Genomic DNA, 15,916 nt, shown 5'->3' on the forward strand with positions numbered 1-15,916 from the left:
ATGCGTTTCTTCGCCAGCTGCGGCAAGGGCCTCGAATATCTGCTCGTCGACGAGCTGATCGCGCTCGGCTGCGCGCATGCCACCGCGACCACCGCCGGCGCCAACGTCGAGGGCTCGCTCGCCGATGCGCAGCGCGCGGTGATGTGGTCGCGGCTCGCCAGCCGCATCCTGTGGCCGCTGACCGAATTCGACTGCGCCGACGAGCACGCGCTCTACGCCGGGGCGATGGATGTCGACTGGGCCGCGCACGTGCCGCCGAACGCGACGATCGCGGTCGACGCGCACGTCGGCGGCGGCGGTGCGCTGAACCATGCGCAGTACGCTGCGCAGCGCGTCAAGGACGCGATCGTCGATACGTTGCGCGCCGCCACCGGCGCGCGTCCCGACGTCGATCTCGAGCAGCCCGACGTGCGCATCAACCTCGTGGTCCGCAAGGCCCGGGCGATCCTGTCGATCGATCTGTCGGGCCGGCCCATGCATCGCCGCGGCTGGCGCCGCCGGCAGGTCGATGCGCCGCTCAAGGAGAACCTGGCGGCCGCGGTACTCATGCGCGGGCGCTGGCTCGACGCGTACCGCGACGGCGGCTCGCTGCTCGACCCGATGTGCGGCAGCGGCACGCTGCTGATCGAGGGCGCGCTGATGGCGGCGGATGTCGCGCCCGGCCTGCTGCGCCATGGCGACGCCGCGCCGACCCGCTGGTCGGGTTTCGACGCGACGGCGTGGTCCGACATCCAGGTCGATGCCATCCAGCGCGAGGCCGTCGGGCGCGCCGCGCTGCGCCCGGCGTTCTTCGGCCGCGACCTGGACCCCGAAGCGATCCGCGCGGCGCGCGAGAACGCGATCACCGCGGGCCTGGTGGACGTCATCGACTGGCAGGTCGCCGACGTGCGCGACACGGGCGCGACGCTCACGGCGCAGGTCGCCGAAGCGGGCGGCCTCGTCGCGACGAACCCGCCCTACGACGCGCGCCTGGCGGCGGACCCCGCGCTGTACCGCGCGCTCGGCGACGCGCTCCGCCGCGCGGTGCCGACGTGGCGCGCGAGCCTGCTCTGCGGCGACGAAACGCTGGCGCGCGCGACCGGCCTGCGGGCGAAGAAGGCCTACAAGCTGTTCAACGGCGCGATTGAGACCGTGCTGCTCACCGTCGACCCGATCGGCCGGGCGCCCAGCGCGGTGCCGGTCGAATCGGTGACGCTGTCGGCGGGCGCGGAGATGGTCGCCAACCGCCTGCGCAAGAACCTGCGCAAGCTCAAGGCCTGGCGCGAGCGCGAAGGCGTCACCTGCTTCCGCGCCTACGATGCCGACCTGCCGGAATACGCCGCCGCCATCGACGTCTACACCACCGACGAGCGCGAGCCGCGCACGTTCCTGCACGTGCAGGAATACGCCGCGCCGGCCGACATCCCCGAGGCCGACACGCGCCGTCGCCGCAACGAGCTGCTCAACGCCGCGCGCGAGGTGTTCGCCGTTCCGCGCGACAACGTCGCGTTGAAGACGCGCGAGCGCGGCAAGGGCGGCAGCAAGTACGGGCATTTCGACCGCCGCGGCGAGTTCGTCGTGGTGCGCGAGGGCCGCGCGCGGCTGCGCGTGAACCTGTTCGATTACCTCGACACCGGCCTGTTCCTCGACCATCGCCCGATGCGCCTGCGGCTGTTCGAGGACGCGCGGGATACGCGCTTCCTCAACCTGTTCGGCTACACCGGCGCGGCGACGGTGCATGCAGGGCTGGGTGGCGCGCGCACGACCACGACGGTCGACCTGTCCGGGACCTACCTGGAGTGGTGCGCCGACAACCTGCAGGAAAACGGCCTCGGCGGCGCGAAGCATCGGCTGGTGCAGGCCGACGCGATCGCCTGGCTGGAGGGCGACGCCGGCCAGTACGACCTCGTGTTCTGCGATCCGCCGACGTTCTCGAATTCCAAGCGGGCGAGCGACTTCGACGTGCAGGCCGTGCACGTACGCATGCTGCGCGCGGCGGTCGCGCGCCTGGCGCCCGGCGGCGTGCTGTATTTCTCGAACAACTACCGCCGCTTCAAGCTGGACGAGGCGCAGGTGGGCGCGTTCGCGAACGTCGAGGACATCAGCGCATCGACGATTCCGCCGGATTTCGAGCGCGACGCGCGCATCCACCGCTGCTGGCGCATCACCGCGCGGTAGCGCCGCGAGGCCGCAGTAGCCTCGGGGCCCCGGCCCGGCCCATGGATGGAACGAAACGTGCGCCCCGTGCGCACTTCGTTTTGCCGTTCGCGGGGCCATCTTGTAGGCCTTACGCCGCTGCTGGAACCGCCATGTCCCGTCCCGCCCGTATCACCCGCCTCGTCACCGGCATGCCCGCCTCGGACGGCGCCGGCGTGCGGCTCACCCGCGTCATCGGCACGCCGCAGCTGGAGGCGCTCGATCCGTTCCTGATGCTCGACGAGTTCGGCACCGACCGGCCGCAGGACTACCTCGCCGGCTTCCCGGACCACCCCCATCGCGGCTTCGAGACCGTCACCTACATGCTCGACGGCCGCATGCGCCACCGCGACAACCACGGCAACGAGGGCGTGCTGGTGCCCGGCAGCGTGCAGTGGATGACGGCCGGCCGTGGCCTCGTGCACTCGGAAATGCCGGAGCAGCAGGAAGGCCGCATGCGCGGCTTCCAGCTGTGGGTAAACCTGCCGGCGCGCGACAAGATGAGCGAGCCGAAGTACCAGGAATTCGCGCCGGAACGCATCCCGTCGGCCACGCCCGCGCCGGGCGTCACGGTGAAGGTGATCGCGGGCGAGGTCGACGGTGCCGTCGGTCCGATCGCGCAGCCGGCGACGTCGCCGGATTATCTCGATATCGCGCTCGAACCCGGCGCTCGGTGGACCTACGCGCTACCGGAGGGCCACGCGGGCTTCGTGTACGTCTACGAAGGCGACGCCGCTATCAGCGGCACCGACGTGCGCACGAAGCAGCTGGGCGTGCTCGACGGCGAGGCCGTGGCGTTCGAGGCGAAAGGCGCGGCCCGCGTGCTTCTGGTCGCCGGTCGGCCGCTGCGCGAGCCCGTCGCGCGTTACGGTCCGTTCGTGATGAACACGCGCGAGGAACTGCAGCAGGCCTTCGCCGACTACCAGGCCGGACGGTTCTGACGGTCAGGGGCCGGCACGTGCCGGCCCCGCGACATCACTTGCTGGACAGCTGCGCGCCGTTGCCGAAGCGCAGCGAGCCGGTCTGCGCCATCGCGCTCGACAGCTCCTGGCTCGAATGCGCCTGGATCCAGAGGTAGGCCACCCGACCATCGCGCAGGTTGATCACCGTTTCGCGCGCCTGCACGTCCGGTTGCGCGGCGAGTTCGCTGCGGTACCAGTACGTCGAGCGACCGTCGATGTTCACTTCCTCGGCGCGGTTGGCGCGCGTCGGCTTGAACGCCGTGCGCGTCGCGATGTACAGGCCGAACGCCTCGCTGCCGTCGGCGCGGAGCGCGCGGCAGAACTGCGTCTCGCCCGCCATCTTGGTTTCCCACGTCAGCCCGCTGTCGGCGGGGAGTGCCGGGCAGGTCGCGGTGGATTGCGCCTGCGCGAAGCCCGCCATCGCGAGCAGCCCCAGCCCGATGGATGCACGAATGCTCTTGACCATGTTTCCCCCACGTACCGCAGCGAGTGCCGCGGTGACGACTCGACCATAATCCAGCGTCGGGCGCTTGACAAATGAATCGAGTTCAGGCTTGCACGCGGGTGGCGCGTCGGGTCAGAAACCGACGCGCCGGGTCAGCCGGGCGGCGCTCAGCGGGCCGCGTCGATCCGGACGGTCGCCTTCGGCGGCTCCGAGAAGTCCAGCGAAACCAGCGTGAGGCGCCAGGCGCCGAGGTCGGTCGTGGTCGACTTGCCGGTCTCGAGCGTGAATTCATGACCGCCGTGGCGGAACGCCAGCACCGCGCTGCCGGCCTGGATGCACTGCACGTTCGGCGGGCAGCGCGAATCGCTGGTGACGCCGACGTACGTGAGCGTCGAGGCATCGGGCAGGGCCACGGTGTCGCCGACCGACATCGTCGCGGGCACGCCCGGAACGAGTACGCGGCCGCCCCCCGATGCGGTGGCGCAGCCGGCGAGCAGCGCCAGCGGAAGCAGGAACGACGTGAGCGGCAGACGGGGCATCGCGGACTCCGGGGATTCGGGATTCGACCGAGCCTAGCCCGCGCGCCGTACAGGCGCGTTCACGGCTCCCGGCGGTCGTCCACCGTGGCGCGGCCGTCCGGCAGCACCGTGACGGTGATGCGCCGTCCGTATTCGGTCTCGGCGGTCGGCGCGATCTCGCAACGGCACAGCGCCTGCGCGATGCCCGCTACTGTATTGCTGTGTCCGACGATCACGACGGCACCGTGGTCGTGCGCCGCGCGCAGGCGGGCGGCGAACGCGGTGGCCGGCTGCGCGGCGTCGTAAGGGGTCACGGCGAGCCGGTGCTCGCGCGCGATCGGCGCCGCGGTCTGCTGGGTGCGGCGGTACTGCGTGGCGTACACCGCCACCACCGGCATGAAGCGCAGGCGCTCGGCCTGGCGCTCCGCACGCTTCAAGCCGGCGGCGCTGAGCGTGGGATCGCGCGGGTCGTCAGTGGCCTTTTCCGCGTGGCGGAGCAGCACGTAGGTGACGCCGGCCTCCGGGCCGCGTGGGGTGACGCAGCCCGACAACGCGTACAGGACGGTCAGCGCGACGAGCCAGTGGCGCAGGCGACGCATGGTGAGATTCCCCGGAAGACCCCGCATCACAGCGCGCCTGCCGCCGGCGCGCATGTGAAGCAGGTCATGTCAGCGCGCCGCCAGCGTGATCAGCAGGCCGCGCGCCGCGGCGATCCGCTGGGCCGCCTCGGGCAGGTCCAGCGTCAGTTTCAGCCTGTCCGGCCCGTCCATCCGGTAGAGCTTCGGCTGGCCCTGGATGAGCCGGATGATCGCCATCGGGTCGACGTTCGGCTTCTCGACGAACTGCACGCGACCCGACTTTTCGGCCAGCTCGAGCTTGCGGATGCCCAGCGTGGTGGCATCGAGCTTGAGCTCGGCGACGGCGAACAGGTTCTTCGCCGGGTCGGGCAGCAGGCCGAAGCGATCGATCATCTCGACCTGCAACTCACGCAGCTCGTCGACGTTCTTTGCGCTGCTGATGCGCTTGTACAGCGTCAGGCGCGTGTGCACGTCGGGGAGGTAGTCGTCGGGGATCAGCGCCGGGATATGCAGCTCGACGTCCGCGCCGCGCGCCTCCGCCACGTCGACGTCCGGCAGCTTGCCCTGGCGGATCGACCGCACCGCCCGCTCCAGCAGTTCCGTGTACAGGCTGAAGCCGACCTCGGTCATCTGGCCGCTCTGCTCCTCGCCGAGCAGCTCGCCGGCGCCGCGGATCTCGAGGTCATGCGTGGCGAGCGTGAAGCCCGCCCCGAGCTCGTCCATCGCGCTGATCGCATCGAGCCGCTTGCGCGCGTCCTCGGTGATCGCCTTGCGGTCGGGAATGACGAGATACGCGTACGCACGATGATGCGACCGGCCGACGCGACCGCGCAGCTGGTGCAGCTGCGCGAGGCCGAACTTGTCGGCACGGTTGATGATGATCGTGTTCGCGTTCGGGATGTCGATACCCGATTCGATGATCGTCGTCGACAGCAGCACGTTGAAGCGCTGCTTGTGGAAGTCCAGCATCACGCGCTCGAGCTCGCGCTCCGGCATCTGCCCGTGGGCGACGCCGATGCGCGCGTCCGGCACCAGCTCCTGCAGCTCGCGCTGCATGCGCAGGATGCTTTCGACGTCGTTGTGCAGGAAGTAGACCTGGCCGCCGCGCGAGAGCTCGCGCTGGAACGCCTCGCGCAGCTGCGCGTCGTCCCATGGCACGACGAACGTCTGGACGGCGAGGCGATGCGCGGGCGGCGTCGCGATGATAGAGAGATCGCGCAGGCCCGCCATCGCCATGTTGAGCGTGCGCGGGATCGGCGTCGCGGTCAGCGTCAGCAGGTGCACGTTCGCGCGTAGCGCCTTCAGCGCTTCCTTCTGTCGCACGCCGAAGCGCTGCTCCTCGTCGACGATCACGAGGCCGAGGTCCTTGAACTTGACGTCCGGCTGCAGCAGGCGGTGCGTGCCGACGATGACGTCGATCGTGCCTTCGGCGACCTTCTCGAGCTCCGCCGCGATCTCCTTCTTCGACTTGAAGCGAGACAGCACCTCCACGCGGATCGGCCAGTCGGCGAAGCGGTCGCGGAAGTTGCGGTAGTGCTGCTCGGCGAGCAGCGTGGTCGGCACCAGCAGCGCGACCTGCTTGCCGCCCGCCGCCGCGGTAAACGCGGCGCGCACCGCGACTTCCGTCTTGCCGAAGCCGACGTCGCCGCAGACCACGCGGTCCATCGGCTGGCTCGACTGCAGGTCGACGATCACCGAGGTGATCGCCGCGGCCTGGTCCGGCGTCTCCTCGAACGGGAACGCCGCGGCGAACGGCTCGTACATCGTGCGGTCGACGTCGATCGCGAGGCCCGCGCGCGCGCGGCGCTTGGCCTGGATCTCCAGCAGCTCGGCCGCGACGTCGCGGACCTTCTCGGCCGCCTTCTTCTTCGCCTTCTGCCACTGCTCGCCACCGAGCGAATGCAGCGGCGCGGTTTCCTCGCTGGCACCCGAATAACGGTTGATCAGGTGCAGCTGCGACACCGGCACGTACAGCCGGTCGCCCTTGGCGTACTCGATATCGAGGAATTCGCCGGGCGTGCCGCCGACGTCGAGGGTGACGAGACCGCGGTAGCGACCGACGCCATGGTCCTCGTGGACGATCGGCGCGCCTTCGGTGAGCTCGCCGAGGTCGCGGATGATCGCTTCGGGCTCGCGGCCGACGCGCTTGCGTCGGCGCGGCTGGCTCGCGCGCTCCGGGAACAGCTGGCGCTCGGTGAGGACGGTGAACGTGGGCGTCGAGATCGCGAAGCCGTCGTCGAGCGGCGCGACCGCGATCGCGAACAGCTTCCGTCTCGCGTCCGGGGCACCGGCCTGCGTGGCCGGCCCGCGCTCGTAGAACGCGGCCCAGTCGGCCACGACGACGGGCTTCAGGCCGACGGCCTCCAGCAGTTCGAGCAGCGCCTCGCGCCGGCCGGCCGAATCCGCCGCGATCAGCACGTCCCCCGGGTACGCGCCGAGGAACGATCGCAACGAGTCGCTGGCCGCGGGATCGCGCGGCGCCAGTGGCAGCGGCATCGCCGGCTGGTCGCCCAGCGGCAGCGCGCGGTCGAGCTGCGCATGCCCGGCACCGCAGACCTCGATGCGCGAGGTGTCGTTGAAGATGCCGCGCAGCGCGTCCGGCGCGAGGTAGAGCTCCTTCGGCGCCAGCACCGGGCGCTCGACGTCGTGGCGCCGCTGCTCGTAGCGCTCGCCGGTCTGCGTCCAGAACTGCTCGGCGGCCTCGAAGCTGCCCTCGGTGACGACCGGCAGCACGCCCTCGACCATGTAGTCGAACAGCGTGGCGGTCTCGTCGAAGAACAGGGGCAGGTAGTACTCGACGCCGCTGGGCGCGAGGCCGGACTTGAGGTCCTGGTAGAGCGAGCTGCGGCGCGTGTCGACGTCGAACCGCTCGCGCAGGCGCTCCAGCGCGCCCTTCAGCGCGGCCTCGTCGAGCGGCAGTTCGCGGCCGGGCAGCAGGTGGATGCGGTCGATCTTCTCCAGCGAGCGCTGCGATTCGGGATCGAACACGCGGATGGTGTCGATCTCGTCGTCCAGCAGCTCGACGCGGAAGGGCTGGTCCGCGCCCATCGGGTAGACGTCGAGCAGGCCGCCACGCACGGCGAAATCGCCCGGATCGAGCACCTGTGGGACGTGGCGGTAGCCGGCGGATTCGAGGCGCCGCTTCTCGGCGTCGAGGTCGAGCCGCTGGCCGACGCGCACGTCGAAGCTGCCGCCGACCACGTGTCGCGGCGGCGCGAGGCGCTGCATGAGCGTCTGCACCGGCAGCACGAGCACGCCGCGCTTGAGCGAGGGCAGGCGGTGCAGCGTCGCCAGTCGCTGGCTGACGATGTCCGGGTGCGGGCTGAAGGCGTCGTAGGGCAGCGTTTCCCAGTCGGGGAAGGCGAGCACCGGCATCGCGCCCTCGGCGCCCGCATCGGCGCCGAGCAGCGTGCGCAGGTCGCTCTCGAGCTGGTGCGCGGACTGGTTGTCGCGGGTGATCGCCAGCAGCGGGGCGTCGTGCGACGCGGCCGCGGCGGCGATGTGGAAGGCGAGCGCCGAGGCGGACGCAGGCGCGCGCCACCAGGCGCGCTGCTGGCCGGCCTTGGGCAGCGGCGGAGTCGGAAAAGGGGGGAGAGGCATCAGGCGCGCAATTCTAGCGAAGCGCGTCGCACCGGCTGCGCATGGTCAGCGTCGCGGGACGTCGAGCGAGACCCGCACCATGGACGGGTCGGTCTCGTCCTCGTGCAGCTGGAACCCTAGCGATTGCGCCAGCTGCAGCACGTCCGGCGAGCGCGGCAGTTCCCCGTGCAGGGCGCCGACGCCGCGGCTGCGCGCCCACTTGGCGATCCGCGTGAGCAGGTAGCGGCGCACGCCGAGCCCCGCGACGAACCGGCTGACCAGGATGGTGAACACGCCCTCGTGCGCCGCCGGGTCGGTCTGCGCATATGCGACCGCCGCGAGGACGGCGGTGCCCGGATCCTCGGGTTCGCTCGCGACCAGCGCGAACTCCGTGCGCGGATTGGGCCGCGCCAGGCGATCGGCAGCGGCCTCGGTCAGGTCGGTGGCGCCGGCGAGGCGATCGCGCAGGCGCGACGGCTCCAGCAGCGCGTAGCCCGCGCGAAGGGGCTCGGCGTCCTCGGGACGGATCGGGCGGATCAGCAGCTCCCGTCCGTTGGCAAGACGGTGGCGTTCGTGCCACGGCGGAAGTCGATCTCGCGCAGTCATGCGGCGATCGTTCCAGAATGTCCGTTAGTCCATTGTCGTCTGGAGCCTGCGATGTGTGCCCGCGATCGACCGGCGACAAAACGCGCGAGGCCATCGCGGGCCAGCGGCTGGACTCCGCGGGTGCACCTCGCGCACCCGCGCGGGGCTCCGGCGCGATCCGGGGCGGCCGTGTCGGCTGTCGGCCGCCCGCAGGCGCCGGCATGACGGCCGCGCCCGAACGCCCGTCCTTCGCCGCCGCGCTGCGGTTCTGGCTGCTGCTCGGCTGCATCAGCTTCGGTGGGCCGGCGGGCCAAATCGCGATCATGCATGCCGAGCTGGTCGACCGGCGGCGCTGGGTGGACGAGCAGGAATTCGCGCGCGCGCTCGATGTCTGCATGCTGCTGCCCGGCCCCGAGGCCACCCAGCTGGCGACGTGGATCGGCTGGCGGCTGCACGGGCTGCGGGGCGGCGTCGTGGCGGGCGTGCTCTTCATCCTGCCGGCGTCGCTGCTGCTGGCACTGCTGTCGTGGCTGTACATGGCGGGACGCGCGTACCCCTCCGTGCAGGGCGTGGTGTTCGGGCTGCAGGCGGCGGTGCTGGGGCTGCTCGCGGCGGCGCTCGACCGCCTCGGACGTCGCGTGCTGAAGGGCGCGTTCGCGCGGGGCCTGGCGGTGGCGGCGCTGGTCGCGATCGCCGCGGGCGTGCCGTTTCCCGCGGTGGTGCTGGCCGCCGCGCTGGCGGGCTTGGTACGTTCGGGCACCGGGACTGGGCCGACCGCGCCGATCCGCGCCGTCGACGGGGCCGGCGACCGCGCGCCGTCCCTCGCGCGCAGCCTCGCGACGGCCGCGTCGCTCGCGGTGGCCTGGCTCGCGCCGCTCGCGGCCATCGGCGCATGGCTCGGCACCGACAGCACGCTGTTCCGCCTCGGCGCGTTCCTCTCCAAGGCGGCACTGGTGACCGTGGGCGGCGCGTACGCGGTGTTGCCGTACGTGGCCGCGCACGCGGTCGACACCTACGCCTGGCTGAGCCCGGCCCAGATGATGTCGGGCCTGGCGCTCGCCGAGACGACGCCGGGGCCGCTGATCCTCGTGCTGGAGTACGTCGGCTTCGTGGCCGGCTGGCGCCAGCCGGACCTCGCGACGCCGCTGTCGTCGGCGCTGGCCGCCGCAGCGGTCGCGCTCTGGGCGACGTTCGTGCCCAGCTTCATGTTCGTGCTGACGCTCGCGCCGTGGATCGAGCGGATCGGCCGATGGCGGCGCGCGGCCGCCGCGCTGTCGGGCGTGACGGCCGCGGTCGTCGGGGTGATCGCGCACCTCGCGCTGTGGTTCGCCTACAACCTGCTCGCGCACGCCACGCCCGCGCGGGCGGTCCTCGCCACCGCGATCGCGCTGGCGGTCTACGTCGGCATCGCCCGGCGCGGCTGGCCGGTGCCGCTGGTGGTCGTGGCCTGCGGCCTGGTCGGCGCGGCCACCGGGCTTCGGGTCTGAGCCGGATGCGGCGACCGGGTTGATAGACTCGCCGGCCTTCACCAGGCAACGGGATTTCCATGGCAGGCGGCGGCGATTCCACTCGCGCGATCTTCTTCGCGCTCGGCGCGAACCTCGCGATCGCGATCGCGAAGGGCGTGGCGGCGTTCTTCACCGGCTCGAGCGCGATGCTCGCCGAAACCGTCCACTCGCTGGCCGACTGCGGCAACCAGGTGATGCTGCTGATCGGCGTGCGCCAGTCCAAGCGCCCGCCCTCGCCGGACTATCCGCTGGGCTACGGCAAGGCGATCTACTTCTGGTCGTTCCTGGTCGCGGTGATGCTGTTCACCGTCGGCGGCATGTTCTCGTTGTACGAGGGCATCCACAAACTGCACGAGAGCGAGCCGCTCAGGCAGTGGGGCTGGGCCGCCGGCGTACTGACGTTCGGCATCGTCGCCGAAGGCATCTCGATGCGCGCCTGCATGCAGGAAGTGAACAAGGCGCGCGGCGGCCGCACGCTCGCGCAGTGGTTCCGCGAGAGCCGCCAGGGCGAGCTGCTGGTGATCTTCGGCGAGGACCTCGCGGCGCTGCTCGGCCTGGTGTTCGCGCTCGTCGCGATCCTCCTGTCGGTATTCACCGGCAATCCGATCTGGGACGCCGTGGGCACCATCGGCATCGGCGTGCTGCTGATCGTCGTCGCGGTGTTCGTCGCGGTCGAGATCAAGGCGATGCTGATCGGCCAGAGCATGGACCCGCTGCGCGAGCGCGAGCTCCGCGACTACCTGGCCGCGCGGCCGGAAATCGCGCGCGTGCTCAACGTCATCACCATCCAGCTCGGCAACGATGCGATGGTCTCGGTGCAGGCGCAGATGCGCGAGGCCGGCGATGCGATCGCGATGGTCGAGGCGATCAACGCGGTCGAACGCGGCATGAAGGCCACGTTCCCCGAGATCCGCTGGAGCTTCTTCGAGCCCGACCTCCACGACGAGGCCGGGGAGTGCGCGGCCACCTGACGCGGCGGCCGCGCGCCCTCAGTCCGGCGCCTTGATCCAGTCGAGACGCCAGGCGCCGCGGCCGTCCTCGCCGAGCAGGCGGGCGATGGCCGGGAGCAGCGAGCGCAGGCGCTCGTCGAACTTCCACGGCGCGTTGATCAGCACCAGGCCGCTGCCGTTCATGCGCAGCGGCGAGTCGTCCGGCCGAACCAGGGTCTCGGCGACCAGCACCGACTTCGCCGGCAGCGCGGCCATGCGCCGGTACACCGGCTGCAGCGCGCGGCGCAGCTTGATGGGGTACCAGAGCGCGTAGGTCGCCTGCGGGAAGCGTTGCAGCGCGTCGCGCAGCGCGGCGATGGCGTGGTCGAACTCCTCCATCTGCGCCTCGAACGGCGGGTCGATCAGCACCAGTCCGCGGCCGATGCGCTCGTTGCCGATGCGCGGAGGCAGCAGCGCGTGCATCGCGGCGTAGCCGTCGCGCGCGTGCACGGCGACGCGGGGGTCGCCCGCGAAATTCGCCCGCAAGGCCTCCGCCTCGTCGGCCTGCAGCTCGCAGCAGGCGATGCGGTCCTGCGCGCGCAGCGCGTGCGCGAGCAGCCAGGGCGAGCCGGGGTAGGCGGTCGGGCCGTTCGCCGCGCGGCAGGCCGCGATCGCCGCCGCGTACGGGCGCAGCGGCAGCGGCACGTCGCTGTCGGGCACGCGGCCGACGCCGCCGGCGGCCTCGCCGGTGCGCTGCGCCTTCGCGTCGTCGAGCCGGTAGAGGCCGCGGCCGGCGTGGGTGTCGAGCGCGAACACCGGCGCGGGCTTGGCGGCGAGCGCCTCGCACAGGGCCAGCAGGACGGCGTGCTTGAGCACGTCGGCATGGTTGCCGGCGTGGAAGGCGTGTCGGTAGTTCATGCGCATAGCCTACGCGGTGGCACACTGGCGGCCGTAACGGAGGGCGCGGATGGGGCGGATCCTGCTGGTCGAGGACGAGAGCGCGATCGCGCGGACGATCGAATTCGCGCTGCGCGAGGAGGGCTTCGAGGTCGAGCACGCGCTCACCGGCGGGGACGCGTTGCGGTTGGCCGCGGCCGGCGTACACGACCTCGCGATCCTCGATGTCGGCCTGCCCGATATCGGCGGCTTCGCGCTGTGCCGCGAGTTGCGGCGCGGCCGCGACCTGCCCGTGATCTTCCTGACCGCGCGCGATGCCGAGGCCGACCGCGTGCTCGGGTTCGAGATCGGCGCCGACGACTACGTCGCCAAGCCTTTTTCCCCGCGCGAACTGGTCGCGCGCGTGCGCGCCGTGCTCCGGCGCAGCCGCGGCGCGCCGTCCACGGGAGCGTTTGCGCACGACGCCGATGGCCATCGCATCGCCTACCACGGGCGCGCGCTGGACCTCACGCGGTACGAATACGGCCTGCTCGCGGCACTGCTGCAGCGGCCCGGTGCCATCCTCAGCCGCGCGCAGCTGATGGACCGCGTCTGGGGCAGCGACAGCGACAGCACCGACCGCACCGTCGACACCCACATCAAGACGCTGCGCGCCAAGCTGCGCGAGGTCGCGCCCGACGCCGACCCCATCCGCACGCAGCGCGGCCTCGGCTACTCGCTGCAACTCGACTGACATGCGCATCGGCCTGCGCATCTTCCTCGGCTACTTCGCGATCGTCGCGCTGGCCGGGCTGATCGTCACCAAGGTGTTCGTCGCGCAGGTGAAGCCCGGCGTGCGGCAGGCGATGGAGGACACGCTGGTCGACACGGCGAACGTGCTGGCCGAACTCGCCGCCGACGACCTGGTGGCCGGCCGCATCGCGGACGGGCGCTTCGCCACGCACGTGCGCGCGCTGCGCGGCCGCGATCCGGGCGCGGCGATCTGGGGCTTCTCCAAGCGCCAGGCCAACTACCGGATCTACGTCACCGACGCGCGCGGCGTCGTCGTCTTCGACAGCGAGGGCCGCGACACCGGGCGGGACTTCTCGCGCTGGAACGACGTCTACCGGACGCTGCGCGGGCAGTACGGCGCGCGGTCGACGCTGGCGGACCCCGCCGATCCGGCGTCGAGCGTGATGCACGTGGCCGCGCCCGTGCGTGACGCCGGCGGGCGGCTCATCGGCGTGCTGACCGTGGCCAAACCCAACCGCGCACTGCAGCCTTTCATCGAGCGCAGCCAGGGCATCATCGCGCGCTGGGGCGCGCTGCTGCTGGGCGTCGCGTTGCTGACCGGACTCGCCGCGGCATGGTGGCTGTCGCGCCAGCTCGGCCTGCTGCGTGGTTACGCGCAGGCCGTGACCGCCGGCGAACGCGCGGTGCTGCCGGCCACCGCGGGCGAATTCGCCGAACTGGGGCAGGCGCTGGAAACCATGCGCGCGCGCCTCGAGGGTAAGCAGTACGTCGAGCAGTACGTGCACACGCTCACGCACGAGATGAAGAGCCCGCTCGCCGCGATCCGCGCGAGCGCGGAACTGCTCGAGCGACCGATGAGCGATGCCGAGCGCGCGGGGTTCGTCGCGGGGATCCGCGCCCAGAGCGACCGCCTGGCGCGGATGATCGACAAGCTGCTGGCCCTGGCGGCCGTCGAGCATCGACAGCGACTTGAGGCGCCGGAGCCCGTCGAGATCGACGCGCTGGTCGCCGGCGTCGCCGCCGATTGCCGCAATCGCCTGCGCGCCCGCGGTCAATCGCTCGAGCTGCGCGTCGCGGAGGCGCTGCCCGCACCCGAGGGCGACGCGTTCCTGCTGCGGCAGGCGCTGATCAACCTCGTCGAGAACGCATCGGATTTCTCGCCGGACGGCGCCTGCATCGAGCTGGCCGCCGAACGCGAAGGGGGTCGCGTCGTCATGGACGTGCGCGATCGCGGCCCGGGCGTACCCGACTACGCGGCCGACCGCGTCTTCGAGCGCTTCTACTCGCTGCCACGGCCCGGCGGCGGCAGCCGCAGCAGCGGCCTCGGGCTGTGCTTCGTCGCCGAGGTCGCCGACCTGCACGGCGGCGAGGTGACGCTGCGCAACCGCGAGGGCGGCGGCGCGCAGGCCCGGTTCGTGCTGCCCGCCTGAGACTTCATTTCCGCTTCACCGTCCCTCCATCGCATGCGCACCGCGGGCGCGGATGGTGCCTCCATTCCCACGTGGACGGACGGCGATGCGAATCGGATTGAAGATGGTGCTGGTGGCGGTGATGGCGCTCGTCATCCTGGTGCCGCTGGCGATGGTGAACGGGCTCATCGGCGAGCGGCAGGCGTACCGGCGGCAGGCGGTGGCGGACATCGTGCGCTCGTATGCCGGCGCGCAGACGCTGACGGGCCCCGTGCTGACGGTGCCGTACTCAGAGCTGGTGGACGTCGAGGAGACCGGGCGCGACGGCCTCGTCCACACGGTGCGCAAGCGCCGGTCGTCGCACTGGACCTTCTTTCCGGCCCAACTCGACGTCGGCGGGCCTCTGGTGCCGGCCACGCGCAAGCGCGGGATCCACGAGGTCGCCGTCTACGAATGGACGGGCGCCGTGAATGCACGCTTCGACGTCCGCATTCCGGACGACGCGCCGCCCGGCGCGGAACGCGTCGTCGGGGCGCCGGTGCTGGGCTATGCCATCGCCGACGTGCGCGGGCTGCACGGCTCGCCGCGGTTGCGGGTCGACGGCCGTGACGTCGAAGTGCTCGAAGGCGCCGGCATCCGCGAGGGCAGCGGCCTGCACGCGCGTCTCGCCGCGCCGGCGGCGGGCGCTGCGCTGCGCTTCGCCACGCGCCTCGACCTGCAGCTGGCGGGCGCGGAGTCGCTCGCGGTCGTGCCGATCGGCAAGCGCAACCGCATCGACCTCGCGTCCACGTGGCGCCATCCGAGCTTCCAGGGCCTGTCGCCCTGGCGCAGCCGCATCGATGCGACGGGCTTCCGCGCCCAGTGGCAGGTCGCCTCCGTCGCGACCGACGCGCAGCGGCAGTACCTCGCGGGTCGCGGAACGGTGCCGTTCGGCGACCCGTCGGCCGCGCGCGCGGATCCGGGCGTGGGAGTCGACACGCTCGGCGTGGTGCTGGCCGACCCGGTCGATGCCTATACGCAGGCCGACCGCGCGACCAAGTACGGCGTGCTGTTCGTCGTGCTCACGTTCGTCGGTTTCTTCATGTTCGAGCTGGTGAAGCAGGTGCGCATCCACCCGATCCAGTACGGCCTCGTGGGACTCGCGCTGGTCATCTTTTTCCTGTTGTTGGTGAGCCTCAGCGAGCACGTCGCCTTCGGCCTCGCGTATCTCGCCGCGAGCGTCGCCTGCATCGGCCTGATCGGCTTCTACCTGAGCGCCGTGCTGCGTAGCGCCGCCCGCGGCACGGCATTCGCCGCGATGCTCGCGCTCCTGTACGCCGCGTTGTACGGGCTGCTGATTTCCGAGGACAACGCGCTGGTGCTGGGCGCCGGCCTGCTGTTCGCGATCCTCGCCGGGATCATGATCGTGACCCGCCGCGTCGACTGGTACCGGCTCGGCGCGCCGAGCCCCGGCGCCGCGTGACGGGCACGCGGAGCGGCCGCCGCCCGGCGGCCGCTACTGCGTCTCGAGCGCGAGTTCCATGCCGAGCCCGTCGAAATAGCCCTGTTCGGTGCGCAGGTCGGCCTTGAGCAGCGGGCGCGCGTCGAGCCAGCGCGTCG

The 15,916-nt window shown here is 71.8% G+C and carries 13 protein-coding genes; 7 read left to right on the forward strand and 6 right to left on the reverse strand.

Annotated features, from left to right (window positions below):
- Positions 1 to 2,157 carry a bifunctional 23S rRNA (guanine(2069)-N(7))-methyltransferase RlmK/23S rRNA (guanine(2445)-N(2))-methyltransferase RlmL gene (rlmKL, locus tag E4F61_RS00950; protein ID WP_133477473.1) on the forward strand — a complete coding sequence of 719 codons (2,157 nt, stop codon included), beginning with the start codon at positions 1 to 3 and terminating at the stop codon, positions 2,155 to 2,157.
- A gap of 131 nt (positions 2,158 to 2,288) precedes the next feature.
- Positions 2,289 to 3,116 (forward strand): pirin family protein, encoded by an 828-nt coding sequence (locus E4F61_RS00955; protein ID WP_133477474.1) that lies wholly within the window; start codon positions 2,289 to 2,291, stop codon positions 3,114 to 3,116.
- A 34-nt stretch (positions 3,117 to 3,150) separates the two neighbouring features.
- On the opposite strand, the gene E4F61_RS00960 is transcribed toward E4F61_RS00955, so the two are convergent.
- From E4F61_RS00960 to E4F61_RS00980, 5 genes are all read right to left on the reverse strand, one after another.
- Positions 3,151 to 3,603 carry a hypothetical protein gene (locus tag E4F61_RS00960; RefSeq protein WP_133477475.1) on the reverse strand — a complete coding sequence of 151 codons (453 nt, stop codon included), beginning with the start codon at positions 3,601 to 3,603 and terminating at the stop codon, positions 3,151 to 3,153.
- A 146-nt stretch (positions 3,604 to 3,749) separates the two neighbouring features.
- Positions 3,750 to 4,121, reverse strand: a complete 372-nt coding sequence (locus E4F61_RS00965) for a hypothetical protein (protein WP_133477476.1) — start codon at positions 4,119 to 4,121, stop codon at positions 3,750 to 3,752.
- A gap of 59 nt (positions 4,122 to 4,180) precedes the next feature.
- Positions 4,181 to 4,699 (reverse strand): SixA phosphatase family protein, encoded by a 519-nt coding sequence (locus E4F61_RS00970; protein ID WP_162301352.1) that lies wholly within the window; start codon positions 4,697 to 4,699, stop codon positions 4,181 to 4,183.
- 69 nt (positions 4,700 to 4,768) lie between these two features.
- Positions 4,769 to 8,278: a transcription-repair coupling factor gene (mfd, locus tag E4F61_RS00975; RefSeq protein WP_133477478.1), complete on the reverse strand. Its 3,510-nt coding sequence runs from the start codon at positions 8,276 to 8,278 to the stop codon at positions 4,769 to 4,771.
- Positions 8,279 to 8,323: 45 nt separating this feature from the next.
- Positions 8,324 to 8,863 (reverse strand): GNAT family N-acetyltransferase, encoded by a 540-nt coding sequence (locus E4F61_RS00980; RefSeq protein WP_202908918.1) that lies wholly within the window; start codon positions 8,861 to 8,863, stop codon positions 8,324 to 8,326.
- A 200-nt stretch (positions 8,864 to 9,063) separates the two neighbouring features.
- On the opposite strand from E4F61_RS00980, the gene chrA reads away from it, so the two are divergent.
- Together chrA and E4F61_RS00990 are read left to right on the forward strand one after the other, a co-directional pair.
- Entirely contained in the window at positions 9,064 to 10,329 is a 1,266-nt protein-coding gene (gene chrA, locus E4F61_RS00985) for a chromate efflux transporter (RefSeq protein ID WP_133477479.1), read from the forward strand.
- A 59-nt stretch (positions 10,330 to 10,388) separates the two neighbouring features.
- Positions 10,389 to 11,321, forward strand: coding sequence for a cation diffusion facilitator family transporter (locus E4F61_RS00990; RefSeq protein WP_133477480.1), 933 nt, complete (start codon positions 10,389 to 10,391; stop codon positions 11,319 to 11,321).
- A gap of 18 nt (positions 11,322 to 11,339) precedes the next feature.
- On the opposite strand, the gene E4F61_RS00995 is transcribed toward E4F61_RS00990, so the two are convergent.
- Positions 11,340 to 12,197 carry a 23S rRNA (adenine(2030)-N(6))-methyltransferase RlmJ gene (locus E4F61_RS00995; protein ID WP_133477481.1) on the reverse strand — a complete coding sequence of 286 codons (858 nt, stop codon included), beginning with the start codon at positions 12,195 to 12,197 and terminating at the stop codon, positions 11,340 to 11,342.
- A gap of 49 nt (positions 12,198 to 12,246) precedes the next feature.
- On the opposite strand from E4F61_RS00995, the gene creB reads away from it, so the two are divergent.
- From creB to creD, 3 genes are all read left to right on the forward strand, one after another.
- On the forward strand, positions 12,247 to 12,909 hold the full coding sequence (creB, locus tag E4F61_RS01000; protein WP_133477482.1) for a two-component system response regulator CreB: 663 nt from the start codon (positions 12,247 to 12,249) through the stop codon (positions 12,907 to 12,909).
- Position 12,910: 1 nt separating this feature from the next.
- Positions 12,911 to 14,338 carry a two-component system sensor histidine kinase CreC gene (creC, locus tag E4F61_RS01005; RefSeq protein ID WP_133477483.1) on the forward strand — a complete coding sequence of 476 codons (1,428 nt, stop codon included), beginning with the start codon at positions 12,911 to 12,913 and terminating at the stop codon, positions 14,336 to 14,338.
- Between the two features lie 85 nt (positions 14,339 to 14,423).
- The gene (creD, locus tag E4F61_RS01010; RefSeq protein ID WP_238382745.1) at positions 14,424 to 15,779 is read left to right on the forward strand and encodes a cell envelope integrity protein CreD; all 1,356 of its coding nucleotides are present in this window, start codon (positions 14,424 to 14,426) and stop codon (positions 15,777 to 15,779) included.
- Positions 15,780 to 15,916 lie beyond the last annotated feature (137 nt).

The organism is Cognatilysobacter segetis (assembly GCF_004359965.1).
Lineage (GTDB): Bacteria > Pseudomonadota > Gammaproteobacteria > Xanthomonadales > Xanthomonadaceae > Cognatilysobacter > Cognatilysobacter segetis.